Source organism: Streptomyces sp. NPDC041784 (assembly GCF_055591025.1).
On sequence record NZ_JBVJAB010000007.1, the window covers coordinates 65311 to 87509 of the forward strand.

The 22199-nt window shown below is 72.3% G+C and carries 26 protein-coding genes and 2 pseudogenes; 16 read left to right on the forward strand and 12 right to left on the reverse strand.

Translation table 11 applies throughout. The annotated features are described in order from the left end of the window. Positions 1 to 60: 60 nt before the first annotated feature. From ACZ6D7_RS16840 to paaI, 3 genes are read right to left on the reverse strand one after another with little or no spacing between them, the layout of a single operon-like run. Complete coding sequence (locus ACZ6D7_RS16840) at positions 61 to 690, reverse strand: TetR/AcrR family transcriptional regulator (RefSeq protein WP_469490957.1); 630 nt, start codon at positions 688 to 690, stop codon at positions 61 to 63. A gap of 24 nt (positions 691 to 714) precedes the next feature. Next, the gene (paaK, locus tag ACZ6D7_RS16845; protein ID WP_469490960.1) at positions 715 to 2061 is read right to left on the reverse strand and encodes a phenylacetate--CoA ligase PaaK; all 1347 of its coding nucleotides are present in this window, start codon (positions 2059 to 2061) and stop codon (positions 715 to 717) included. Next, entirely contained in the window at positions 2058 to 2480 is a 423-nt protein-coding gene (paaI, locus tag ACZ6D7_RS16850) for a hydroxyphenylacetyl-CoA thioesterase PaaI (RefSeq protein ID WP_469491539.1), read from the reverse strand. The genes paaK and paaI overlap by 4 nt, the downstream gene beginning before the upstream one ends. Before the next feature lie 153 nt (positions 2481 to 2633). Between paaI and ACZ6D7_RS16855 the strand changes: the two genes are divergently transcribed. The 8 genes from ACZ6D7_RS16855 to paaE all read left to right on the forward strand — a co-directional run bounded on the left by ACZ6D7_RS16855 (position 2634) and on the right by paaE (position 9258). Next, entirely contained in the window at positions 2634 to 3857 is a 1224-nt protein-coding gene (locus ACZ6D7_RS16855) for a thiolase family protein (RefSeq protein ID WP_469490965.1), read from the forward strand. Then, positions 3854 to 4603, forward strand: coding sequence for an enoyl-CoA hydratase/isomerase family protein (locus ACZ6D7_RS16860; RefSeq protein WP_469490968.1), 750 nt, complete (start codon positions 3854 to 3856; stop codon positions 4601 to 4603). The genes ACZ6D7_RS16855 and ACZ6D7_RS16860 overlap by 4 nt, the downstream gene beginning before the upstream one ends. After that, positions 4600 to 5454, forward strand: a complete 855-nt coding sequence (locus ACZ6D7_RS16865; protein WP_469490970.1) for a 3-hydroxyacyl-CoA dehydrogenase family protein — start codon at positions 4600 to 4602, stop codon at positions 5452 to 5454. The genes ACZ6D7_RS16860 and ACZ6D7_RS16865 overlap by 4 nt, the downstream gene beginning before the upstream one ends. A gap of 72 nt (positions 5455 to 5526) precedes the next feature. After that, on the forward strand, positions 5527 to 6507 hold the full coding sequence (gene paaA, locus ACZ6D7_RS16870) for a 1,2-phenylacetyl-CoA epoxidase subunit PaaA (protein WP_469490973.1): 981 nt from the start codon (positions 5527 to 5529) through the stop codon (positions 6505 to 6507). After that, a complete protein-coding gene (gene paaB / locus ACZ6D7_RS16875; protein ID WP_469490976.1) occupies positions 6504 to 6806 on the forward strand; it encodes a 1,2-phenylacetyl-CoA epoxidase subunit PaaB in 303 nt (100 codons plus the stop codon). Before paaA ends, paaB begins: the two co-directional genes overlap by 4 nt. 9 nt (positions 6807 to 6815) lie before the next feature. Continuing rightward, a complete protein-coding gene (gene paaC, locus ACZ6D7_RS16880; RefSeq protein WP_469490979.1) occupies positions 6816 to 7646 on the forward strand; it encodes a 1,2-phenylacetyl-CoA epoxidase subunit PaaC in 831 nt (276 codons plus the stop codon). Beyond that, a complete protein-coding gene (paaD, locus tag ACZ6D7_RS16885; protein ID WP_469490982.1) occupies positions 7640 to 8155 on the forward strand; it encodes a 1,2-phenylacetyl-CoA epoxidase subunit PaaD in 516 nt (171 codons plus the stop codon). The genes paaC and paaD overlap by 7 nt, the downstream gene beginning before the upstream one ends. Then, positions 8155 to 9258 carry a 1,2-phenylacetyl-CoA epoxidase subunit PaaE gene (gene paaE / locus ACZ6D7_RS16890; RefSeq protein WP_469490985.1) on the forward strand — a complete coding sequence of 368 codons (1104 nt, stop codon included), beginning with the start codon at positions 8155 to 8157 and terminating at the stop codon, positions 9256 to 9258. Before paaD ends, paaE begins: the two co-directional genes overlap by 1 nt. A 24-nt stretch (positions 9259 to 9282) precedes the next feature. Here paaE and ACZ6D7_RS16895 read toward each other — a convergent pair whose 3' ends face one another. Then, a complete protein-coding gene (locus ACZ6D7_RS16895) occupies positions 9283 to 9732 on the reverse strand; it encodes a DoxX family protein (protein WP_469490989.1) in 450 nt (149 codons plus the stop codon). Positions 9733 to 10136: 404 nt separating this feature from the next. Here ACZ6D7_RS16895 and ACZ6D7_RS16900 point away from each other — a divergent pair. The 3 genes and pseudogenes from ACZ6D7_RS16900 to ACZ6D7_RS16910 form a co-directional block, all read left to right on the forward strand. Beyond that, positions 10137 to 10610 (forward strand): annotated as a pseudogene (locus ACZ6D7_RS16900) (serine hydrolase); the annotation flags it as partial. A gap of 221 nt (positions 10611 to 10831) precedes the next feature. Beyond that, positions 10832 to 11464, forward strand: coding sequence for a hypothetical protein (locus tag ACZ6D7_RS16905; protein ID WP_469491542.1), 633 nt, complete (start codon positions 10832 to 10834; stop codon positions 11462 to 11464). A gap of 50 nt (positions 11465 to 11514) precedes the next feature. Further along, a pseudogene (locus ACZ6D7_RS16910) lies at positions 11515 to 11907 on the forward strand (HEAT repeat domain-containing protein); the annotation flags it as partial. A gap of 389 nt (positions 11908 to 12296) precedes the next feature. On the opposite strand, the gene ACZ6D7_RS16915 reads toward ACZ6D7_RS16910, so the two are convergent. After that, positions 12297 to 12596: a hypothetical protein gene (locus ACZ6D7_RS16915; RefSeq protein ID WP_469491568.1), complete on the reverse strand. Its 300-nt coding sequence runs from the start codon at positions 12594 to 12596 to the stop codon at positions 12297 to 12299. A 201-nt stretch (positions 12597 to 12797) separates the two neighbouring features. On the opposite strand from ACZ6D7_RS16915, the gene ACZ6D7_RS16920 reads away from it, so the two are divergent. Further along, entirely contained in the window at positions 12798 to 13046 is a 249-nt protein-coding gene (locus ACZ6D7_RS16920; RefSeq protein ID WP_469491570.1) for a hypothetical protein, read from the forward strand. Between the two features lie 128 nt (positions 13047 to 13174). On the opposite strand, the gene ACZ6D7_RS16925 is transcribed toward ACZ6D7_RS16920, so the two are convergent. The 4 genes from ACZ6D7_RS16925 to ACZ6D7_RS16940 form a co-directional block, all read right to left on the reverse strand. Continuing rightward, a complete protein-coding gene (locus tag ACZ6D7_RS16925; RefSeq protein WP_469490993.1) occupies positions 13175 to 13741 on the reverse strand; it encodes a putative immunity protein in 567 nt (188 codons plus the stop codon). 72 nt (positions 13742 to 13813) lie between these two features. Beyond that, positions 13814 to 14239 (reverse strand): arsenate reductase ArsC, encoded by a 426-nt coding sequence (locus ACZ6D7_RS16930; protein WP_469490997.1) that lies wholly within the window; start codon positions 14237 to 14239, stop codon positions 13814 to 13816. Between the two features lie 30 nt (positions 14240 to 14269). Next, complete coding sequence (locus tag ACZ6D7_RS16935; protein WP_469490999.1) at positions 14270 to 15004, reverse strand: aquaporin; 735 nt, start codon at positions 15002 to 15004, stop codon at positions 14270 to 14272. Further along, positions 15001 to 15375, reverse strand: coding sequence for an ArsR/SmtB family transcription factor (locus ACZ6D7_RS16940; RefSeq protein ID WP_469491001.1), 375 nt, complete (start codon positions 15373 to 15375; stop codon positions 15001 to 15003). The genes ACZ6D7_RS16935 and ACZ6D7_RS16940 overlap by 4 nt, the downstream gene beginning before the upstream one ends. Positions 15376 to 15475: 100 nt before the next feature. Here ACZ6D7_RS16940 and arsM point away from each other — a divergent pair, with 100 nt between their 5' ends. From arsM to ACZ6D7_RS16955, 3 genes are all read left to right on the forward strand, one after another. Continuing rightward, positions 15476 to 16240 carry an arsenite methyltransferase gene (gene arsM / locus ACZ6D7_RS16945; RefSeq protein ID WP_469491003.1) on the forward strand — a complete coding sequence of 255 codons (765 nt, stop codon included), beginning with the start codon at positions 15476 to 15478 and terminating at the stop codon, positions 16238 to 16240. Positions 16241 to 16367: 127 nt separating this feature from the next. After that, a protein-coding gene (locus ACZ6D7_RS16950; RefSeq protein WP_469491004.1) for an IS5 family transposase occupies positions 16368 to 17224 on the forward strand; the annotation gives its coding sequence in 2 pieces (ribosomal slippage) (positions 16368 to 16710 and positions 16710 to 17224; 858 coding nt in all). A 127-nt stretch (positions 17225 to 17351) separates the two neighbouring features. Next, positions 17352 to 18347, forward strand: coding sequence for a YihY/virulence factor BrkB family protein (locus tag ACZ6D7_RS16955; protein WP_469491005.1), 996 nt, complete (start codon positions 17352 to 17354; stop codon positions 18345 to 18347). A gap of 204 nt (positions 18348 to 18551) precedes the next feature. Here ACZ6D7_RS16955 and ACZ6D7_RS16960 read toward each other — a convergent pair whose 3' ends face one another. After that, the gene (locus tag ACZ6D7_RS16960) at positions 18552 to 19922 is read right to left on the reverse strand and encodes a pyridoxal phosphate-dependent decarboxylase family protein (RefSeq protein ID WP_469491006.1); all 1371 of its coding nucleotides are present in this window, start codon (positions 19920 to 19922) and stop codon (positions 18552 to 18554) included. A gap of 93 nt (positions 19923 to 20015) precedes the next feature. After that, positions 20016 to 20378: a hypothetical protein gene (locus tag ACZ6D7_RS16965; RefSeq protein WP_469491007.1), complete on the reverse strand. Its 363-nt coding sequence runs from the start codon at positions 20376 to 20378 to the stop codon at positions 20016 to 20018. Positions 20379 to 20602: 224 nt separating this feature from the next. Between ACZ6D7_RS16965 and ACZ6D7_RS16970 the strand changes: the two genes are divergently transcribed. Further along, complete coding sequence (locus ACZ6D7_RS16970) at positions 20603 to 21307, forward strand: DUF2470 domain-containing protein (RefSeq protein WP_469491009.1); 705 nt, start codon at positions 20603 to 20605, stop codon at positions 21305 to 21307. Between the two features lie 32 nt (positions 21308 to 21339). Here the strand turns inward: ACZ6D7_RS16970 and ACZ6D7_RS16975 are convergent, their stop codons facing one another. After that, positions 21340 to 22182, reverse strand: a complete 843-nt coding sequence (locus tag ACZ6D7_RS16975; protein WP_469491010.1) for a hypothetical protein — start codon at positions 22180 to 22182, stop codon at positions 21340 to 21342. Positions 22183 to 22199 lie beyond the last annotated feature (17 nt).

Below are 22199 nucleotides of genomic sequence, written 5' to 3' on the forward strand. Positions count from 1 at the left end.
AACATGGCAAGGAGTTCATCCACTCCTTGTCTTTTTCTTTTCGGCTTCTTTCGGCTTCTTTCAGCGCCCCGGGTGCGGCTTCGGCCCGCGCAGACCCTCGAAGAGGACGGCCGTCAGGGCGTCGGCGAGCACCGGCACCGGCAGACCGCCCTCCGGCCGGTACCACTCGATGAGGGAGTTGACCGTACCGAACAGCAGCCGGCTCGCCAGATGCGGGTCGATGTCGTCCCGTACGCCGCCCTCGGCCGCCGCGTCGGCCACCAGAGCCGCCACCCGGTGGTCGAAGTCGCGCCGCCGCTCCAGGGCCCGCTGCTCGGCCGGGCTGTTGCCGTGGACGCGCAGCAGCAGGGTGACGTAGGGCAGCTCGGCGGTCAGGACCTCCACGCTGCGCCGTACGACATGCCGCAGGTGTGCCGTCGCCGTGGTGTCCGGGCCGGGGACCTCGTCGAGGACCGCGAAGAGGGCGTCCAGGGCCCGGGTGACGGCGAGGTCGAGCAGTTCCTCCTTGCCGGAGACGTGGTGGTAGATGCTCGACTTGCTCAGGCCCAGGCGCCTGGCCAGCTCTTCCATGCCGGTGCCGTCGTAGCCGCGCTCGTTGAAGACCGCGACCGCGACCTCCAGAAGGGAGTCGCGGTCGTAGACGGGGCGGCCACGGCGGTCGCCGGAGGCCGGTGCGGTCGTTCTGTTCATCGTGTCATTGTGACAAGCGGGAAATCATGCCTCGCGTCGGTCCTTCACCCGGTGCAGCTTGCCCAGTGAGCGCTCCAGGGTGTCCGGCTCGACGATCAGGACGTCCACGGTCACTCCCACCCCGTCCTTGACACCCCTGGCGATCGCGCGGGCGGCGGTTTCGCGCCGGTCGGCGGGGGTGCCGGGGCGGACCTCGACGCGGACGGTCATATGGTCCATCCGCTCGCGCCGGGTCAGCTCGATCTGGAAGTGGGGGGCCACACCGGGGGTGCGCAGCACGATCTCCTCGATCTGGCTGGGGAAGACGTTCACCCCGCGCAGGATGATCATGTCGTCGCAGCGGCCGGTGATCTTCTCGATCCGGCGGAAGGCCGGCCGGGCGGTGCCGGGCAGGAGCCGGGTCAGATCGCGGGTGCGGTAGCGGATGACCGGCAGGGCTTCCTTGGTGAGGGAGGTGAAGACCAGCTCGCCCTCCTCGCCCTCGGTGAGGACCTCGTCCGAGAACGGGTCGACGACCTCGGGGTAGAAGTGGTCCTCCCACACGTGCAGGCCGTCCTTGGTCTCCACGCACTCCTGGGCCACGCCGGGGCCGATCACCTCGGACAGCCCGTATATGTCGACGGCGTGGATGTCCATGCGCTCCTCGATCTCGCGGCGCATCGCCTCCGTCCACGGCTCGGCGCCGAAGATGCCCACCTCCAGGGAGGTGGAGCGCGGGTCGACGCCCTGCCGCTCGAACTCGTCGAGCAGGGTGAGCATGTAGGACGGCGTGACCATGATGATCTCGGGCCGGAAGTCCTGGATGATCTGCACCTGGCGCGCGGTCATGCCGCCCGAGGCGGGGATCACCGTGCACCCGGCCCGTTCGGCGCCGTAGTGGGCGCCGAGGCCGCCGGTGAACAGTCCGTAGCCGTAGGAGATGTGCACCTTGTGGCCGGGGCGGCCGCCGGCGGCGCGGATCGACCGCGCGACGACGTCCGCCCACATCGCCAGATCGTTCTCGGTGTAGCCGACGACGGTGGGGCGGCCCGTGGTGCCGCTGGAGGCGTGGACACGGCGGACCTGGTCCATCGGGACGGCGAACATGCCGAAGGGGTAGGTGTCGCGCAGGTCGGCCTTGGTGGTGAAGGGGAAACGGGCCAGGTCCTCCAGGGCGCGGCAGTCCTCGGGGGTGACACCGGCCTCGTCGAACTTCCCGCGGTACAGCTCGACGTTGTCGTAGGCGTGCCGCAGGGTCGCGCGCAGCCGGCGCAGCTGGAGATCGCGCAGCTCCGCACGGGACAGCCGCTCGGCGTCGTCGGACAGCTCGGTGGGCAGGGGCTCCCCCCGGCGCGCCGCGGTCGGCGCCGGGGTCTCCCGCTCGCTGGTCATGGCTGCGACTCCTCGGGTTGCGTACGGCCGACGCTGCGACTGCGGCCGCGGAACTCCGCGATCAGCGTGTCACCGCGCAGGACACTCACGTCGTAGATGCCGCTGCGGCCGAACCGGGTGCGCTCCACGGCGGTGGCCGTGAGGACGTCGCCCTCGTGGGCGGGGGCGACGAAGTCGATGCCGGCCCCGGCGGCGACGGTCACCGGGCCGTGCCCGTTGCACGCGCACGCGAAGGCGGTGTCGGCGAAGAGGAACAGACAGCCGCCGTGGGCGATCCCGTGCCCGTTGACCATCGCCGCCGTCACGGTCATCCGCAGCACGGCGGTTCCGTGGCCGTGCGCGAGAAGCTCGATGCCGAGACTGCGGGACGCCTCGTCCGCGGCGAACATCGATGCGGCGGGATCCGGTCCCGTCGCCATGGCTTGCGTCACGATTCCTACCACCTTGTGTACCGACCGAACATTCGGTTAGCGTGCGGCAGGGTCAACTTATCCAGCCACGAACCTTGCCTGTCAAGAGGCGGTTCGCCACGCTTCGGTCGCGCCGCCCGGTCACCCCAGAGGAGCCCGTACATGCCTGACGAGGTCTACCTGATCGACGGGGCCCGCACCCCGCAGGGCCGCTACGGCGGCGCCCTGGCCTCCGTACGCCCCGACGACCTGGCCGCCCTCGTGGTCGGCGAGGCCGTGCGCCGCGCCGCGATTCCGGCGGACGCCGTGGACGAGGTGATCCTCGGCGCCGCCAACCAGGCCGGGGAGGACAACCGGGACGTGGCACGCATGGCCGTGCTGCTCGCCGGGCTCCCCCACACCGTGCCCGGCTACACCGTCAACCGGCTGTGCGCCTCGGGCCTGACGGCCGTCGCCTCCGCCGCCCAGGCGATCCGCGCCGGCGAGGCCGACCTGGTCGTCGCCGGCGGAGTGGAGTCCATGACCCGGGCCCCCTGGGTGATGCAGAAGCCCGGCACGCCCTGGGCCAAGCCGGGGGAGGTGCACGACACGTCGCTGGGCTGGCGCTTCACCCATCCGCGCTTCGCCGCCGCCGACCGGGCCGTGCCCGCCGGCGCCGGCCCGCAGGCGGTGAAGGTGACCTTGTCGATGGGCGAGACCGCCGAGGAGGTCGCCGCGCTCGACGGCATCACCCGCGCGGAGTCCGACGCGTTCGCGCTGCGCAGCCACCGGCGGGCGCTCGCGGCGCAGGAGTCCGGGCACTTCGACCGGGAGATCGTGCCGGTCGCGGTGAAGGACGGCGAGATCACCCGCGACGAGGGACCGCGCCCCGGCACCACGCTGGACAAGCTGGGCGCGCTCCGCACCATCTTCCGCCCGGACGGCATCGTCACGGCGGGCTCCTCCTCGCCGCTCTCCGACGGCGCGGCGGCGCTCGTGGTGGCGAGCGCGGCGGCCGTCGAGCGGTACGGGCTCACCCCGCGTGCCCGGATCGTCACCTCCGCCTCGGCCGGCGTCCAGCCGAACCTCATGGGCCTCGGCCCGGTGCCCGCCACCGAGAAGGCTCTCGCCCGCGCCGGATGGCAGAGGGGCGACCTCGACGCGGTCGAGCTGAACGAGGCGTTCGCCGTGCAGGCCCTGGCGGTGATCCGCCGCCTCGAGCTCGACGAGGCGAAGGTCAACGCCGACGGCGGCGCCATCGCGCTGGGCCACCCGCTCGGCTGCTCGGGCGCCCGCGTCCTGCTCACCCTGCTGGGCCGGCTGGAGCGGGAGGACGCCCGCAGGGGCCTCGCGACCCTGTGCGTGGGCGTCGGCCAGGGCGTGGCGATGCTGGTGGAGCGGGTGTGAGCGCGGCGACCCACGAGACGCTCCTGGTCGAGGAACTCGACGACCGGGTCGTCGTCACCCTGCACCGGCCCGAGGCACGCAACGCCATCAGCGGGCGGATGATCGACGAGCTGCACGACGTGTGCGCGGAGCTGGAGCGTCGGCCGAAGCTGCTGCTGCTCACCGGACACGGCCGGGTCTTCGCGGGCGGCGCAGACATCGCCGAGCTGCTCCGGCGCGGCCGGGACGAGGCCCTCCAGGGCATCAACAGCCGGCTGTTCGAACGGGTACGGCGGCTGCCCCTGCCCACCCTCGCGGCGGTCGACGGCTGGGCGCTGGGCGGCGGCGCGGAGCTGGCGTACGCCTGTGACCTGCGGATCGCCGGACCGGACGCCGTCTTCGGCAACCCCGAACCGGGGCTCGGCATCCTCGCGGCGGCCGGCGCCTGCTGGCGGCTGCCCGAGCTGGTCGGCGAGTCGGTCGCCAAGCAGGTGCTGCTCGCCGGGCGCAACCTCGACGCGCGGGCCGCCCTGGCGACCGGGCTGGTCATCGACGTCGTACCGGCCGAGCGGCTGCTGGACGAGGCGCACGCGCTGCTGGACCGCATGGCCAGGTCCTCCGCCGCGGCCCTGCGCCTGACGAAGCTCGTCGTCGACTCGCCCGGGGCCCACCCGGTCGCCGACGACCTGGCCCAGGCCGTGCTCTTCGAGAGCCAGGACAAGAAGGACCGCATGACCCGCTTCCTGGAGAAGAGGACCCGCACATGAGCACAGCACCCGCGGTCGTCGGGGTGATCGGCGGCGGCCGGATGGGCGCCGGCATCGCGCAGTCCTTCGCGGCGGCCGGCTCGTCCGTCACCGTCGTCGAGAGCGGCGCCGAGGCGGCCGCCGCGGCACGCGAGCGCGTCGCCACCGGCCTGGCACGGGCCGCCGAACGCGGCCGGCTGTCCGAGCCGGCGGACCGGGTGCTCGCCCGGGTGACCACGGCCGGATCGGTCGACGGGCTGCCCGCGCACGCGGACCTGGTCGTGGAGGCCGTCCCCGAGGACGCCGCGCTCAAGGCCCGCGTGCTGGCCGCCGCCGAGCGGGCGGTGAGCGAGGCGACCGTTCTGGCCAGCAACACCAGCTCCCTGTCGGTCACCGAGCTGGCCTGCGCCCTCACCCGGCCCGGCCGCTTCCTCGGCATGCACTTCTTCAACCCCGTGCCCGCCTCCGAGCTGGTCGAGATCGTCCTCGCGCCGGAGACCGACGCCGGCACCCTGCGCGCCGCCCTCGACTGGACGCACGGCCTCGGCAAACAGGACGTGGTGGTGAAGGACTCGCCCGGCTTCGCCAGCAGCCGTCTCGGTGTGGCCCTCGGCCTGGAGGCGATCCGCATGGTCGAGGAGGGCGTCGCGGAGCCGGAGGCCATCGACGACGCCATGCGGCTCGGCTACAAGCACCCGATGGGCCCGCTGCGCCTGACCGACCTCGTCGGACTCGACGTACGCCTCGCCATCGCCGAACACCTGCACGAAACCCTCGGCGAACGCTTCGCGCCGCCCCGGCTGCTGCGCGAGAAGGTCGCCCGCGGCGAGCTGGGGCGCAAGACCGGACAGGGTTTCCACACGTGGCGATGAACGGAGCACTTGTGGAAACCGGGGGAGTGCACCGTATTATTAACCGAACGAATGGTCGGTAGGGGAGATGGCATGAACGACGAACAGCCCGGTTCGGCGGGGCGCGCCGAACCGCAGCTCGAGGAGTACTTCGAGGCGACCATCGCGCGCGACCAGCGCATCGAGCCGCGCGACTGGATGCCCGACGGCTACCGCAGGACGCTGATCCGGCAGATCGCGCAGCACGCGCACTCGGAGATCATCGGCATGCAGCCCGAGGGCGAGTGGATCACCCGCGCCCCCTCGCTGCGCCGCAAGGCGATCCTGTTCGCGAAGGTCCAGGACGAGGCCGGGCACGGCTTGTACCTGTACTCGGCCGCCGAGACCCTCGGCGCCGACCGCGCGGATCTCACCGAGCGGCTGATCGAGGGACGCCAGAAGTACTCGTCGATCTTCAACTACCCCACGCCGACCTTCGCCGACGTCGGCGTGATCGGCTGGTTCGTGGACGGCGCGGCCATCTGCAACCAGGTCCCCCTGTGCCGCAGCTCCTACGGCCCCTACGCCCGCGCCATGGTGCGCATCTGCAAGGAGGAGTCCTTCCACCAGCGGCAGGGCTACGAACTGCTGATGACCATGATGCGCGGCACCGACGCCCAGCGGCAGATGGTCCAGGACTCGGTGGACCGCTGGTGGTGGCCCTCCCTGATGATGTTCGGACCGCCGGACGAGAACTCCCCCAACTCGGCGGCCTCCATGGCCTGGAAGATCAAGCGCCACAGCAACGACGAACTGCGCCAGCGCTTCGTCGACATGACCGTGCCCCAGGCGGAGAAGCTCGGCGTCACCCTGCCCGACCCCGAGCTGCGGTGGAACGAGGAACGCGGCCGGCACGACTTCGGCACCCCCGACTGGGACGAGCTCATGCGGGTCATCAAGGGCGGCGGGCCGTGCAACGCACAGCGCGTCGAGCGGCGCCGCACCGCCCACGAGGACGGCGCCTGGGTACGGGAGGCGGCCGCGGCCCACGCGGCGAAGCAGACGGCACGCGCACGCGAAGGAGCGGCGGCATGAGCGATACGCAGGAGACCAGGGCGAACTGGCCGCTGTACGAGGTGTTCGTGCGCGGCAAGCGAGGCCTCAACCACGTCCACGTCGGCTCGCTGCACGCCGCCGACGACCGCATGGCCCTCACCCACGCCCGGGACCTGTACACCCGGCGCAACGAGGGAGTGAGCATCTGGGTGGTGCGCTCGGAGCACATCGCCGCCTCCACCCGCGACGAGAAGGACCCCTTCTTCGCGCCCAGCGCGGACAAGGTGTACCGCCACCCCACCTTCTACGACATCCCCGACGACGTCCCCCACATCTAGGAGCAGGGCATGAGTGACGACCACGTCTACCTGTCCCTCGCCGAGGGGCACGACGACAGCGACGCCCGGTGGGCGTTCGGCACCGGCTTCGAGGACCCGCTGCACGGCGTGGACACCGACGTGCCCGCCGGCGTCGACCGGGCGGAACTGGCCGCGAGCTGCCTCGCGCTCGCCGACGACGCCCTCGTCTGCGCCCAGCGCCTGGCCGAATGGACCACCCGCGCCCCCGAGCTGGAGGAGGAGGTCGCGCTCGCCAACATCGGCCTCGACCTGCTCGGCCAGGCCCGCCTCCTGTACGCGCGAACCGGCCACGCCGACGGCACCGGCCGCGACGAGGACGCGTACGCCTACCTCCGCTACGCCGACGACTTCCGCAACGTACGCCTGGCCGAACTGCCCAACGGCGACTTCGCGTTCAGCGTCGTACGGCTGCTGGTGCTCTCCAGCTGGCGGCTCGCGCACTTCGAGCGGCTGACCGCAGCCGCCGACCCGGTGCTCGCCGCGATCGCCGTCAAGGGCGTGAAGGAGCTGACGTACCACCGGCAGTGGGCCGCCGAGTGGGTCGTGCGCCTCGGTGACGGCACCGAGGAGTCGCAGCGCCGCACGCGGGCCGCGCTGCTGGCCGTGACCCCGTATCTGGACGAGCTGTTCGCGGCGTACGACGTCCGCGACGAGGTCGTCACCGTCCTGAACCAGGTCATGGACGCGGCCCGACTGACCCTGCCGGCGGCAGAGCCGCTTCCGGGAGCCGGCCGGGACGGCGACCACACCGGGCACCTCGCCCCGCTGCTGGCCGAACTCCAGTCCGTGGCACGGGCCCACCCGGAGGCGACATGGTGACCACCCTGACGGACGCCCGGCACGCCCGGCGCATCGCCGAGGACGTCCCGGACCCCGAACTGCCCATGCTCACCCTGGCCGACCTGGGCGTCCTGCGCGAGGTCGAGGTCGGCGCGGACGGCACGGTCGTCGCGAGCCTCACCCCCACCTACTCCGGCTGCCCGGCGATGGCCGAGATGCGCGCCGCGGTGGCCGCCCGGCTGACGGCCGCCGGGTACCCGCGCGTGGAGGTCCGTACGGTGCTCGACCCGCCGTGGACCACGGACTGGATCACGCCCGCCGGGCGCCGCAAGCTCGCCGAGCACGGCATCGCCCCGCCCGGACCGGCGCCGCGCCCCGCGCCCGGCCCGGTGCCGCTGGTGCTGTCGCCGACCCGCTGCGAGGTCGCGTGTCCGCGCTGCGGCTCGGCGGACACCGAGGAGACCTCCCGGTTCGGCGCCACGTCCTGCAAGGCGCTGTGGCGCTGCCGTGCCTGCCGCGAGCCGTTCGAGTACGTCAAGGAGATCTGATGGCAGAGCTGTTGAGCCCCGCCCCCGTGCGGGCGGCGCGCCGCCGGCCCGCCTTCCACCCGCTGCGCGTGGCCGCCGTCCAGCGGCTGTGCGACGACGCGGTCGCCGTGGCCTTCGAGGTGCCGGACGAGTTGGCCGGAGAGTTCGTCTTCGCCCCCGGGCAGTCGCTCACCCTGCGCCGCCTGGTCGACGGGCGCGACGAGCGGCGCTCGTACTCCATCTGCGCGCCGGTCGGCGCCCGCCCGCGCATCGGCGTGCGGGAGGTGCCCGGCGGTCTGTTCTCCTCCTGGCTGGTCCACGAGGTCGGCCCCGGGGACGTCATCGAGGTGATGGCACCCACCGGCGCGTTCACCCCCGACCTCACCACGCCCGGACACCACGTCCTGGTCGCCGCCGGTTCCGGCATCACCCCGATGCTGTCCATCGCCGAGTCGGTCCTCGCCGCCGACGACCGCTCTCAGGTCACCCTCTTCTACGGCAACCGCCGCACCGACTCGGTGATGTTCGCCGACGACCTCGCCGACCTGAAGGACCTCCACCCCACCCGCTTCCAGCTCGCGCACGTCCTCTCCCGCGAACCCCGCGAGGCCGAGGTGCTCAGCGGCCGCCTCGACGGCGCCCGGCTCGCCGCGCTCGTGGACGGCCTGGTCGACGTGGCCGACGCCGACCACTGGTGGCTGTGCGGCCCGCACGGCATGGTCCGCGACGCCCAGCGCGTCCTGGCCGACCTCGGTGTCCCCGGCGAGCGGATCCACCGGGAGCTGTTCTTCGCCGACGACGAGCCGGTGCGGGAGGTGCGCCACGAGGACGCCGTCGCCGAGGGCCCGGTCAGCCAGGTCACCCTCACCCTCGACGGGCGCTCCACCACCGCCCCGCTGCCGCGCGCGGCGACGATCCTGGACGGCGCCCAGCGGACCCGCCCCGACCTGCCGTTCGCCTGCAAGGGCGGCGTCTGCGGCACCTGCCGCGCCCTGGTCACCGAGGGCGAGGCCGACATGCGCCGCAACTACGCGCTGGAACCCGCGGAGGTCGACGCCGGCTACGTCCTGACCTGCCAGTCCTTCCCCGTCTCCGAGACCCTCACGGTCGACTTCGACAGCTGAGGAAGCGGTGCGCGGGCCGGGTTCCTAGACGGTCCCGCGAGCGGCGGCGGACCCCGCGGGATTCTCCCGGCTCTCCCGGCCGAGCAGGCCCGACAGGGACAGCGCGCCCGGCCCGGAGAACACCAGCAGCAGGAAGCCCCAGCAGAACAGCACCGGGGCCAGTCCGCCGTTCTGCAAGGGGAAGAGGCCGTCCTTCTGGTGCTCGGTGAAGTAGGCGAACGCCATGATGCCGGAGCTGAGGAAGGCCGCGCTGCGGGTCGCGACCCCGAGGAGGACGAGAGCGCCGCACACCAGCTCGATCACCCCGGCGTACCAGAAGGGCCAGTCGCCCACCGGACTGGCCTTCCGGTCCAGCACCCCGAAGACCGTCGCAGCGCCCTCGCTGGCGAACAACAGGCCCAGGACCATGCGGAACAGGCCCAGTACGAGGGGCTGGCGCGTCGTCAGCCCGTCGCTGAGGCGCGAAGTGGTCATCGGTACTCCTTGGACGTGTCGTTGCGGATGCCGGGAGGGCAGAGGCCCTCCCGGTACTCCCTACGTCTGTGAGGCGCGATGGGTTCAAGCCGACCGCCGACGGACTCGGCGGCACCGGCGGGTCACGACGAGGTCAGACGCACCTGGTCGATCACCCAGTACCAGTTGTTGCCGACCGTGTAGCGGAACCGGACGCGGGCTGTGCGGGCACCGGCCGGCACATGGAGGGTGACGGTCTCCGTGCGGGAGGGGACGTCGGCGGTGTACGTGCGTACCGTGACGGGCGTCCCGTCGTCGTAGGAGACCAGGACCTCGCCCTTCTGCGGGGCCTCCTGCCGGTAGTACGTGGTGTGGGCCAGGGTCGCGGTCCCGCCGCCGGTGACGGGATACGCGGGGCTGACGAGGGTGGAGTCGAAGGTGCCGGAGACGGTCCTGTCGTGCCATTCGTCCCCGTCGGCGACGGCGAAGACGCCCCGTCCATCGCCGGGGCGGCGGGCGAGATGGTCTCCAGCTCCGCCGACCTCAACCGCTTCACGTCCGCCCTGCTCGGCGGCAGGCTCCTCTCGCCCGCGGGGCTGAAGGAGATGACCACGACCGTTCCGGACGGAGGGGAGCGGCCCCCGGGCTCGGCGGCCTACGGGCTGGGGCTGATGAGGATGACGCTCTCCTGCGGCAAGGAGGTCTGGGGGCACACCGGCGGCATCCACGGCTCGCTGTCGGGCGCGGTGACCACCGAGAACGGGCGGCACTCCCTCGCCTTCAACCTCAACGGCGACTGGACCGGCGACCCGATCGCCGTCGTGGAGGCCGAGTACTGCGGGACCACGGCGACGGTTCGGGGCGAGGGGAGCACGGGGCGGCCGATGCCGCTGCTGTAGCTCCGCTCTCTCCGTTCGCGCCTCGTTCTCTCTCCGCTGACGCCGCGGGGCCACTCTTCCGCGCCGCACTGGGTGGCCCCGTAGGAGCGTGCGGGGCACGCTGTTGCCAGCCGATCAAAAGGTGATGGTTCAGACAAACCCCCCACGAAGGGTCCGATCTCATGAGCGACGGCGTGTCAGAGGCGAAGCCGAAGCCGATGCCGAAGCAGACGTTGAAGCCGATGTCGATGCCGAAGCCGCAGCCTCTGCGAACCCGCGTCGCGACCGCCGTCGCCGGCCTCGTCGTCGTGGTCGCGGGCACGGCGTCGCTGGTCTCGTGCAGCAGCGACGACGACGGCGACGGCGATGCCTCGTTCACCCCGAGCCTCACGGCACCCGACACCGCGTCGTTCTCCGGCGCCGCGCCGTCCGCCCTCGCCTCGCTCGGTGAGTCCGTCAAGGAGTCCGCCCGCGCGGCGGCCTCGGCCGCGGCCTCCTCCGCCTCGGCGAGGGCCTCGGAGTTCGAGGCGTCGGTGTCCGCGGAGGTCGCGCGCGCCAACCGGGCCGCCGAGCAGGAACTCGAGGACATCGAAGGCCGGGGCAACGCCACCGCCGACGTCTCGCTCACCGGAAAGCCGCGAGCGGAGACGAGCGGTCTGCTCGCGGTCGTCGTGAACATCACGAACCGTACCGACGCGACCGCCTCCTACGCTGTTCAGGTCGATTTCCGCGACCCCGACGGCAAGGTCGTCGAGACCCGCTTCGTCGGCGCGCAGGACCTCGCGCCCGGCGACATCGCCCGCCCCCTCGCCATCAGCCGCAAGCCCCCCGAGCCACAACTGACCGCCGAGATCGCCAAGGCACAGCGCTACTGAGCGCGTACAACCTCCGGGCGGCTCGGGAGTCTTGACTCCCAGGGGGTGCCATGTCGGTCGACCATCACATCGCTCACTTCCTGCGTGAGCTGGACGGCACGGATCCGGGGCGCCGCGCGGCGGCGGCCAAGGGGCTGGGGAGAATCGGCGGTCGCGAGCACACCGCCACACTCGTGCGGGCCGCAGGGGATCCTGACGCGGAGGTACGCGCGGCCGCGGCCCAGGCCCTGGGCCGGCTCGGCGCGGGTGAGGCCGTCGGCGGGACGCTGATGGCGCTGATGGGCGATCCGGACCCGGCGGTACGGCACCGGGCCGCGGTGGCCGCGCCGGCCGCGCTCCGGCTGGAGCCGGCCGGTCCGCCGGTGGCGGAGGCGTTCGGACGGCTCCTGCGGGACCCGGACCGGCGTGTCCGGATCAACGCGCTCGTCGGCCTCGACGGTCTCGGCGTGCCCGGTGACGTCGTGGCCCTGGTGGAGTCGCTCGGCGATCCGGACCCCGCGGTGTGGGGGCGTGCCCGGAGCCTGGTGTACCGGTTCCGGGACGATCCGGAGGTCCGGGCGGAGACGGTCCGTACGGCCCGTGAGGGCACGGGGGCCGCGCGCCCAGGCCCTGGAGATCCTCCCGGCCGCCTGCACCGAGGGGCTGCTCGACTCGCTGCTCGCCGGCTTGCGGGACCCGTCGCCGCTGGTGCGGATCGCGGTGGCGAAGCGGCTGCCGCGCACCGGCTCCGGCGTGGCGGACGACGCGCCGGCCACCGCCCTGGAGGAGGAGAGGGACCCGGAAGCGGCGCTGTGGCTGCTCAACCTGCTCGGCGCACGGGGGGACCGGCGAATCACCGATTCGGCCGTGAAGTGGCTGGGCGATCCCGTCGCCGGACCGAGCGCCGCGCGCTGCCCTGGGCCGCGTCGACACCACGGCCGCGGCCGAGCACCTGCGCGCGGCCCTCGACGACCGGACCCTGCCCGGCCCGACCCGAGGGGCCGCGGCCGCCGCCCTCGGGGAGTCGGGGGCGCTGGACGCCGTCTGGCTGCTGCTGCCGCTCCTCGACGACCCGGACGGCCCCGTACGCGCCGGGGCGATCGGCGGCCTGGGGGCGCTGATCGACGGCGGCCTGCGCCTCTGGGAACGCCACCTGGTCGCATGGACGCTGACGGCCCACCTGGAATCGGGGCGGGACGACATCTGGCGCACCCGCAACGCCCTGGCCGGCCTCGCCCAGGCCCTGCCCGCCGTACGCCGGCTCGCCGACCGGGCGTCCGCTCCGGAGGTCCGGGCGGCCGCGCTGTCCCTGCTGAACGCGGACGACGTCTCCGATGCCGACGCACGCCGCTTCATGAGGGGCCTGGACGACCCGCACGAGGCCGTCCGCTACCACGCGGTGCTCGGCCTCACCCGCCGGATCAGGGCCGTCGGGGCGCTGCCGCAGGACGACGATGACGTGGCCGAGCGCCTCGCGGCCCTCGCCGCTTCGGAGACGTCCGTACGGCTGCGCAGGGCAGCGGCCGAGGCGTCGGAAGCACTCGGCTCGGCCGCGGGCGACCGACCAGCGGGGTCTGCTGGACCGGTTCCTCGCGGCCGGTGAGAAGTTCGAGGTCGGCGGCATCAGGAAGCCGTGGCCGGAGCTGTTCTCGCAGCTGATGGACTTCGAGGACGTGCACACCTCGACGCGTCCCGCTGACGGACCGCTCGGCGGGCCTGCGGTGGCCGCCCTCAGGCGCGGAGCGCGATGTCGAGATCGCGCATCAGTTCTCCCACGCGCCCGCCTCCGGGAGGTGCGGCGGGCAGACGGCCGAGCACCGCGGTGACCGCCGGTGGCGCGTGATGACGCGCCCATTCGAGGGTGCCCGCGGTGACACACCGGTCCTCTTCGGAGGCCAGCTCTTCCGCTCGTGCCGCATGTGCTGCCGCGCCGAGAATGTGTTTCACCTGATGGGCGTCCGCCAGGGGGTGCAGGTACCCGGCGGCGGCCGCGTGGCTCGCCGCTCGTGCCGCGTCGCCCGCGGCGGGCGATCCGGCTTCCCGTGCCGCTCTGAACGCCGCCCACGCGCTCTGCCGCAGCGCGGCCGTGCGCCGGCCGCCCCCGGCGAAGGCGTGGGCCGCGTCGACGGCGTCGCGGGGGCGCGTGTCGGCGGGACGACTCCGTTCGAAGATCGACAGCGTCCTGCGCGCGCATTCGGCCGCGTAACCCGCGATCTCACGCAACTCGTGTTCGCTCAGCTCGATCTTGTCTGACTCGGTCGGCACGGCTCCATCCTGCCGCACGGCGCCGATCGGCACGGAGGCGTTTTCACCCGCTCGTCTCTCCGGTCACCGTCGATGGGGCCACCCTCGGACGGGCGTCGTGACTGGTCAGGAGGCCACCGGGAGGCCGAGGTCGGTGAGCAGGCCGCGCACGCGCTGTTCGACGGCGTCGCGGATCGGCCGGACGGCCTCGACGCCCTGTCCGGCGGGGTCGTCCAGCTGCCAGTCCAGGTACCGCTTGCCGGGGAAGACCGGGCAGGCGTCCCCGCAGCCCATCGTGATGACCACGTCCGAGGACCGGACGGCCTCCGTGGTGAGGACCTTCGGGGACCGGGCGGAGATGTCGATGCCGACCTCCTTCATCGCCTCCACCACGGCCGGGTTGACCGAGTCGGCGGGCGCCGAGCCGGCCGAGCGGACCTCGACCCGGTCACCGGCGAAGTGGCTGAGGAACGCCGCGCCCATCTGGGAGCGGCCGGCGTTGTGGACGCAGACGAACAGGACCGACGGGCGTGGGGCGGTGGGAGTGCTCATGGGAGACGTCTTTCTCGAAGGACCAGGGGGTCAGGGCGCTGAGAGTTCGGGTGTGCCGCGCGGGGCGGCGGCCTCCGCGGTGGGGGTGGGGCGCCGCCCGTACACCGCGGCCACGACGCCGAGCCCGAGCACGGCTCCGAGGAGTTGGGCGGCGACGAACGGGGCGACGGAGGCGGGTGCGATCCCGGCGAACGTGTCGGTGAAGGCACGGCCGACGGTCACCGCCGGGTTGGCGAACGAGGTGGAGGAGGTGAACCAGTAGGCGGCCCCGATGTACGAGGCCACGGCGACCGGGGCGAGGCCGGTCCGGCCGATGCGCCCCAGACCGAGGATCAGGGCGACGAGCCCGGCGGTCGCCACGATCTCGCCGAGCCACAGGTGCCCGGCGGACCGGTCGTGGGTGGAGAACGTCACCAGCGGCCTCGCGAACATGGCGTCGGCCAGGACGGCGCCGCCGATGGCGCCGGCGATCTGCGCGGGCACGTACGCGGCCACGTCCCGCAGGGACGGGCCGTCCGGGCCCCGGCGGCCGGTGAACCAGGCGGCGAGGGTGACAGCGGGGTTGAAGTGCGCGCCGGACACCGGCCCGAGCAGGGCGATCAGTACGCCCAGGCCGAAGACGGTGGCGAGGGAGTTGGCGAGCAACTGCACGCCGACGTCGCGCGAAAGCTCGGTGGCCTGGATGCCGGAGCCGACGACCACCGTGACCAGCAGACCGGTGCCGATCGCCTCGGCTGCGACGCGGCGGCCGAGGGGCGCGCTCACGCGGTGGCTCCCGCGGGGTGCGGGGTGGTGAGGAACGCGGCGAGCCGGTCCAGGACGCCGGGCAGCACCCAGTAGTACACCCAGGTGCCGCGGCGCTCGCAGTCGATGAGTCCGGCCTGCCGCAGGAGCTTGAGGTGGTGGGAGATCGTCGGCTGGGACAGGTCGAAGGCCGGGGTCAGCTCGCAGACACAGAGCTCGCCCCCCTCGCCGCGCGAGGCGATCATCGACATCAGGCGCAGCCGGACCGGGTCGCCCAGGGCCTTGAACACCTTCGCCAGCTCGGCCGCCCGGTCCTCGTCCAACGGCGCCGCGCTCAGCCCTGTGCAGCAGTCGGCGTCCTGGCCGATCACCTCAAGCTCTTGTTTCGACATGCCTCTATGTTGAAGTTTTTCGATTCAAGGCGCAAGCTTGCAACAGGAACTGTATTGATAAGTGTCGATGCAACGTCGGCACGGGCCGTGGGAGTGAGTCATGAGCGAGCAGTCCACCGAGCTGCGCGAAACCGTCCGCCGGCGCTACGCGGCGGCGGCCTTGCAGGTCACCGAGGGCGGCACCGCCTGTTGCGGGCCGCAGCCGGTCGAGGTCGACGAGACCTTCGGCTCCACCCTCTACGGCGCCGACGAGCGCGACGCCCTGCCCGCCGAGGCCGTCGCCGCCTCCCTCGGCTGTGGCAACCCCACCGCCGTGGCGGAGCTGCGGGCGGGCGAGCGGGTCCTGGACCTCGGTTCCGGCGGCGGCATCGACGTCCTGCTCTCCGCCCGCCGGGTCGGCCCGACCGGGAAGGCGTACGGCCTGGACATGACCGAGGAGATGCTCGCCCTGGCCCTGGCCAACGCGGCGAAGGCGGGCGCGACGAACGTGGAGTTCCTCAAGGGCACGATCGAGGCCGTCCCGCTGCCCGCGAACACCATCGACGTCGTGATCTCCAACTGCGTGATCAACCTGTCCACGGACAAGCCGGCCGTGTTCGCCGAGATCTTCCGGGTCCTCAGGCCCGGCGGCCGCGTCGGCGTCTCCGACGTCGTCGCCGACGACAGGCTCGCCCCCGAACAGCGGGCGGAACGCGGCGACTACGTCGGCTGCATCGCCGGCGCCCTGTCCTTCGCCGAGTACCGGGAGGGCCTGGAGGCCGCCGGCTTCACGGATGTCGACATCACCGCGACCCACCCGGTGGCCGACGGCATGCACTCCGCGATCGTCCGCGCCACCAAGCCGACGAACTCGACTCGTCGGTGAGGTCAAGGCCCGGCTGGGAGGCCCGGCTGGGAGGCCGGGCCAAGAGGTCAGGCTAAGAACTCCTAACGAAATGATCTTCGGGGTGGTTGGATCACTGTGGGACTGGTGATCTGGGGGGGGGTGTGGGGTGGCTCGGCCGAAGCCGTGGGAAGTCGATGACGAGTTGTGGGCGGTGGTCGAGCCGCTGTTGCCCAAGGTTGAGCGTCGGACGCGGCATCCGGGACGCAAGCGGCATCCGGACCGGCTGGTGTTCCAGGGCATCCTGTTTGTGCTGCACACCGGGATTGCCTGGGAACACCTGCCGCAGGAACTCGGCTTCGGATCGGGCATGACGTGCTGGCGCCGCTTGGCCGGGTGGACCGAGGCCGGGGTGTGGCCCCGGCTGCACGAGGTCCTCCTCGCCAAGCTCCGCAGCGCGAACGCCCTGGACTTCTCCCGGGCGGCCGTCGACGGCTCCCACATCCGGGCGTTAAAGGGGGCTCCAAGACCGGACGAAGCCCCGTTGACCGGGGCAGGACGGGCAGCAAACATCACCTGATCACCGACGCCACCGGCATCCCGCTTGCCGCGACCCTGACCGGCGGCAACCGCAACGACGTCACCCAGCTGATCCCACTCCTCCAGGCGGTGCCGCCCGTGCGCGGCAAGCGTGGCCGGCCCCGGTGCCGCCCGGACGTGGTGCTGGGCGACCGTGGCTACGACCACGACAAGTACCGCCGCCTCGTCTGGGACCTCGGCGTGAAGCCGCTGATCGCCCGCCGCGGCACCGAGCACGGCTCCGGCCTGGGCACCCAACGCTGGGTCGTGGAGCGCACGTTCGCGCACCTGCACTGGTTCCGCCGCCTGCGGATCCGCTGGGAGATACGCGACGACATCCACGAAGCGTTCCTCACCCTCGGATGCACACTCATCTGCTGGCGGCGACTGCACGCTCTGCCGAGCGAGTGCGAGAGCCAGTCGGCCGCCGCGAGTCGTCATCCATGAGCCACTGGAAGATCCACGTTCAGCGGCGTTCGGCAAGATCCTGGGTGCGGAAGCGGTGCGCCCGCTGGGGCCTCGCTGCTGGATGCCTCTGCCCTCGCCGTGGGTACGCTGGGAGTGGGTGTTCTTCATGGAATGGCTGACTAGGCTGCCTGGCGTCGGACGGCTGCGACGTACGCACGTGTGGCGGGCGTTCGAGCGGCTGGCCACGGTTCACTGGGCCCGGCTCGCCGCCGCCATCACCTTCACGAGTTTCGTCGCCCTCTTCCCGCTGATCACCGTGGGCGCGGCGATCGGCGCCAAGCTGCTGAGCGAGGACCAGCTCGGGAAACTCCAGGACAAGATCGCCGACCAGGCGCCGGGCCTTTCGGACCTGCTGGACCTGGAGAGCCTCGTCGCGCACGCCGGAGCCGTCGGGCTCATCGCGGGCGTGCTGCTGCTCGTGATCGGGATCAACTGGGTCGGCGCCCTGCGCGGGTGCCTGCGCGCGGTGTGGGAGAAGGAGCAGGACCCGGGGAATCCAATCCTGCTGAAGATCAAGGACGCCGGGGTGCTGGTGGGTCTCGGCCTGGTCGGGCTCCTCGCGATCGGCAGTTCGGTGTTCGCGAACATTGCGGTTGGCTGGGCCGCCGACGAGGTCGGGATCGAGGGCGGGGCGGGACGGGCGCTGCTGTTCTTCGCGGGTCTGGCCATAGCCCTTCTCGTCGATTTCCTGCTGCTGGTCTACCTGCTCACCCGGCTGGCGCGGGTGCAACCCGGCCCGCGCGCGGTCGTGGTGGCCGGTCTGATCGGTGCGGTCGGCTTCGAGCTGCTCAAATGGTTGCTGACCAGCTATCTGCAGGGTGTCGCGGGGAAGAGCATGTACGGCGCCTTCGCCGTGCCGGTCGCCGTCGTGTTGTGGATCAACCTCATGGCCAGGCTACTGCTGTACTGCGCCGCCTGGACAGCGACAGAGACGGGGATGGCGGTGCAGTCCGGCGAGACAGCCGAGGGTGAGGGCCCGCAGCCCGGGATCAGCCCCGCAGCCGGCGATGCACCACAGCGGGCGTCGGCCAACAGCCCGCCCCAGCAGCACCGCGCCGCACGGCGCCTCCAGCGCACGGCCCGTGATCCGAGCGCGCGGTAGCTGCCGGGGGGTATGAGATTCAACTCGTGAGGGTTTGCCCCACACGCTTTCTGAGCGGGCAGCCCTCGTCGACAGGCTCCGCCTGGGCAATTACGTGACCCTCAAGCCGTCGAGCAGGAGGAAGTACTTGACCGTCGACATGAACCGCTCTGACTCATGACCACCTGACCCTAACGTTCCGCGCCACTCATTTCGTTAGGAGTTCTAAGGGGCGTTGATCGATGCGCTGCGGATCGCGTCGAGCGCGCGCGTCACGTCGTCGTCGGTCGTGGACCAGTTGCTCACCGAGATCCGCATGACGCGGCGGCCGTGCCAGGTGGAACCGCTGATCCATGCCGTGCCGTCGTCGAGCAGCCGGTCGATGACCCGTTCGGTGCGTTCGTCGTCGCCGAAACGGGCGCAGACCTGGGTGAAGACCACGTCGTTGAGGACGGTCGCGCCGTCGATGCCCGTGATCCCGGTGGCGAAGGCGCGGGCGTGCCGGCAGAGCCGGTCGACGAGGTCGGCCACACCGGATCGGCCGAGGGAACGGAGCGCGGCCCACACGGTGAACGCCCTGCCGCGCCGGGAGAGTTCGGGCACCTTGTCGACGGGGTCGCCGTGTTCGGCGTGGATGAGGTAGGCGCCGTGCAGGCCCATCGCCGCGCGCAGGGCCGCCGGGTCGCGCACGATGGCGAGGCCGCAGTCGTAGGGGACGTTCAGGGTCTTGTGGGCGTCCGTCGCCCAGGAGTCGGCGGCCGAACAGCCCGCCGTCAGGTGGGCGTGACGCGGGGAGGCGGCCGCCCACAGACCGAAGGCGCCGTCGACGTGCACCCACGCGCCCGCCTCGTGGGCGGCGCGGATCGTCTCCACGAAGGGATCGAAGGCGCCGGAGTGGATGTCTCCGGCCTGGAGGACCACGAGCGTGGGGTGCTGCCCGTCGGCCGCCAGGGCATGCCGCAGGTCCTCCGGCTCGATGCGCCCCTGGTCGTCCGCCCGCACCAGCTCGGGCTCACCGAGCCCCAGATAGCGCAGGGCCAGGTCGATGGCCATGTGGCGGTCCGTGCCGGCGAGGACGCGCAGGGCCGGGCCGCCTACGAGCCCGTCACGGGCGACGTTCCAGCCGGCACGGCCCAGCACCGCGTCGCGCCCGGCGGCGAGGCAGGTGAAGTTCGCCATCGTGGCACCGGTGGTGAAGCCGACGGCGCTGTCGCCCGGCAGACCCAGCAGATCGAGCAGCCAAGCGCCGGCGATGTCCTCCGCCGCCGTGTGGGCGGGGGAGACGGTGCGCATGACGCAGTTCTGGTCCCAGGCGCTGACCAGCCAGTCCACGGCCAGCGCGGCCGGTTCGGTGCCACCGACGACGAACCCGTAGAAGCGCCCACTGGGGAACGCGGTGAGCCCCGGCTCGCAGGCGGTGGCCGCCAGGTCGACGACATCGGCGGGCGGGCTCGGACCGCCGGGCAGGTCCGCGCCCAGCCCGCGCACGATGTCCTCGACCGAGGCGCGGGCGGGAACCGGACGATCGGACAGGCTCGCCAGCCAGCGGACAGCATGGTCGTATGCCCGTTGGAGCGCCGCTTCGCGCGCGTCCATACCTCGGACTATGAGACGACCGCCGCCGTCGCGCAACTTGCCGCACGTCCCCGTGGGGCGGGGCGCCGACGAGGTGTGGCGCGTCGGCGTCGCTCACGTGGTGTGGTGCAGCCAGCGGTGGAGGGCGGCGTTGATGCTGTTGGGCAGGGCGCTGAGCTGGTTGATGGCGTCCTGGTCCTCCGGGTGCGGCGGGATGCCCGCCGCGGTCAGGGCCGCGTGCAGGTCGAGGCGTCGCTGGTCGCGCGGGTGGATGGAGTAGCTGAGGCGGTCGGCGGGACGCGGTGGCGCCAGCAGGAAGTCGGCGTCCTGCTCCGCGCCGGCCGGAGCGGGCCGGCGGGCGTCGGCGGTGTCGACGGCGTAGGCGTCGACCGCATAGGCGTCGACGGCATAGGCGTCGACGGCATACGGGTCGACGAAGGTGCGGGGCGAGTTGTACTCAACGGAGGTGGTGGTCACGTCTGTCTCCTCACCGGCAGCGTGTGGTTGTGCAGGTTCAGAGCGTCGGAAGGTGCGTGCCGGTTGCGGACGGGCGCGGAAGTCACGCTGACGGCGTCTTCGGAGGCTCATCGTCTGGTCCGACCACCCGAGCGGCTCCGGTGAGGGGGCGGATGCTGGCCGTCACCGGAGAGGATGAGTTAGGTTAGGCAAACCTAAGTACGTCACCGGTTTGGAGAGCCCGGATGCGTCGTTCCCGTACCCTCGCCACCGCACCGACGGCCGCCGAGCGCATGCGCTCGATTCTGGCCGCCGCCCATTCCATGACCGTCGTGAGCGAGGGACGGCACGCCGAGGTCCGCCGACTCGACGACACGGGGGCCATGGGACATGTCCACCTGCACGCCCCGCCGGAGAACGCCGAGGCCCGAACGGCCAGGTGCTTCCCGGTCAAGCTGGAACTCACCGACATCGCCCCCACACCCGTACGCGACCGGCTGCGCGCCCGTGTCACGCTGACCGGGCTGCTGGCCACGGCCTTCGCCCCCGAGTCCACGACGAGCACCTGCATGGAATTCGGCCAGGCCGTCCTGGAGGATGCCGAAGGGCGCACCTGCGTCACCCTCGAAGCGCTCGAGGACGCCGAACCCGACCCCGTGGCGACGAGCGAGTCATCCCTGTTGACCCACCTCGTCGACGATCACGGCGACCTCGTCTCACGGCTCCTTCGCCTCGTCCGCCCGCTGCCGGACAGCGGCATGCTGCGCGCGCTCCCGGTGGGCCTCGACCGCTACGGACTGACCCTGCGTCTCGAATACCCGCACACCCACCGCGACGTCCGCCTGCCCTTCAGGACGCCCGTGCGGCACATCGACCACGTCGGTCCCCAGATCCAGGCCCTCCTGTCCGCCGCACGCCGCCTCTCCCACACCGGTCACCTGCTGACCTGAACTGCTTCTCGCCGCTGTCGCGCGGCCTGGGCCTAGGGGCGTTCATAGAGCTGGAGGACGCCGGCGACGGAGAAGCACAGGGCGCCGGTGAGGGTGCCCCAGTTGGCGATGTCGGTGTTGACCAGGCTGCCGGTGGCAGGCCGGGTGAAGGCGGCCAGGGCCGAGACCATGAACAGCACGGAGCCGAGCTGGTTCACGGCGACGATCCACCAGCCGAGGTTGTGCGGCCGGACGCAGGGCCGGCCGTGGCAGATCTCGACGAAGCCCAGATGCCCGGAGACCAGGAAGAGCACGCAGCCCACCACGTCGGGCACCCAGATCCGCCGGTTGACCTGCTGGACGCTCAGGCCCTGGAGGAAGGAGTCCAGCAGGTCCACGCCGAAGACCAGGGTGCCGGCGAACAGCACGAACGCGCCCAGCCAGTCCACCCGCATCGGCTCGTAACTCCACCACCGCCAGCGGTGGGTGACCAGCCGGCCCGCGCCGCCGCCGACATGACGGGGCGCGTTGATCACCTGGAGCAGCGAGACGTACCCGCCGGTGCTGAAGAACAGGCCGCCCGCGAAATAGATCGAGGCGCACACGGTGGCGTCGCCGGAACCGAACTGCGCGACGCCCGCGCCGACCGCGAAGAGTGCCCCGCCGACGACGAAGGCGATCGCCGCGATGGCGTTGAGCCGGCGCAGCCGGGCGAGGGCCACGGCGTCCGCACGGGTGTGCCGACTGGCCGCCGCACCGGGCGCACGGACGGCGAGTACTCCGCGCCGCCGCGCCAGTCGTGACTCCCACACAGCGGTGCCGCCGTCGGGAATGTGCCAGGTGAGCCTGGTCGTGAACGGTCCCGCACCTTCGGCGCGCTGCTCGGGCTGCCCCACGGGCCGAGCCTAGAGGG

Excerpts from the sequence above, each read along its gene's own strand:
- ACZ6D7_RS16840 (WP_469490957.1), bottom strand. The coding sequence starts at position 690 with ATGAACAGAACGACCGCACCGGCCTCCGGCGACCGCCGTGGCCGCCCC.
- paaK (WP_469490960.1), bottom strand. The coding sequence starts at position 2,061 with ATGACCAGCGAGCGGGAGACCCCGGCGCCGACCGCGGCGCGCCGGGGG.
- paaI (WP_469491539.1), bottom strand. The coding sequence starts at position 2,480 with ATGGCGACGGGACCGGATCCCGCCGCATCGATGTTCGCCGCGGACGAG.
- ACZ6D7_RS16855 (WP_469490965.1), top strand. The coding sequence starts at position 2,634 with ATGCCTGACGAGGTCTACCTGATCGACGGGGCCCGCACCCCGCAGGGC.
- ACZ6D7_RS16865 (WP_469490970.1), top strand. The coding sequence starts at position 4,600 with ATGAGCACAGCACCCGCGGTCGTCGGGGTGATCGGCGGCGGCCGGATG.
- paaA (WP_469490973.1), top strand. The coding sequence starts at position 5,527 with ATGAACGACGAACAGCCCGGTTCGGCGGGGCGCGCCGAACCGCAGCTC.
- paaB (WP_469490976.1), top strand. The coding sequence starts at position 6,504 with ATGAGCGATACGCAGGAGACCAGGGCGAACTGGCCGCTGTACGAGGTG.
- paaC (WP_469490979.1), top strand. The coding sequence starts at position 6,816 with ATGAGTGACGACCACGTCTACCTGTCCCTCGCCGAGGGGCACGACGAC.
- paaD (WP_469490982.1), top strand. The coding sequence starts at position 7,640 with ATGGTGACCACCCTGACGGACGCCCGGCACGCCCGGCGCATCGCCGAG.
- paaE (WP_469490985.1), top strand. The coding sequence starts at position 8,155 with ATGGCAGAGCTGTTGAGCCCCGCCCCCGTGCGGGCGGCGCGCCGCCGG.
- ACZ6D7_RS16895 (WP_469490989.1), bottom strand. The coding sequence starts at position 9,732 with ATGACCACTTCGCGCCTCAGCGACGGGCTGACGACGCGCCAGCCCCTC.
- ACZ6D7_RS16905 (WP_469491542.1), top strand. The coding sequence starts at position 10,832 with ATGTCGATGCCGAAGCCGCAGCCTCTGCGAACCCGCGTCGCGACCGCC.
- ACZ6D7_RS16920 (WP_469491570.1), top strand. The coding sequence starts at position 12,798 with ATGAGGGGCCTGGACGACCCGCACGAGGCCGTCCGCTACCACGCGGTG.
- ACZ6D7_RS16930 (WP_469490997.1), bottom strand. The coding sequence starts at position 14,239 with ATGAGCACTCCCACCGCCCCACGCCCGTCGGTCCTGTTCGTCTGCGTC.
- ACZ6D7_RS16940 (WP_469491001.1), bottom strand. The coding sequence starts at position 15,375 with ATGTCGAAACAAGAGCTTGAGGTGATCGGCCAGGACGCCGACTGCTGC.
- arsM (WP_469491003.1), top strand. The coding sequence starts at position 15,476 with ATGAGCGAGCAGTCCACCGAGCTGCGCGAAACCGTCCGCCGGCGCTAC.
- ACZ6D7_RS16955 (WP_469491005.1), top strand. The coding sequence starts at position 17,352 with ATGGAATGGCTGACTAGGCTGCCTGGCGTCGGACGGCTGCGACGTACG.
- ACZ6D7_RS16960 (WP_469491006.1), bottom strand. The coding sequence starts at position 19,922 with ATGGACGCGCGCGAAGCGGCGCTCCAACGGGCATACGACCATGCTGTC.
- ACZ6D7_RS16970 (WP_469491009.1), top strand. The coding sequence starts at position 20,603 with ATGCGTCGTTCCCGTACCCTCGCCACCGCACCGACGGCCGCCGAGCGC.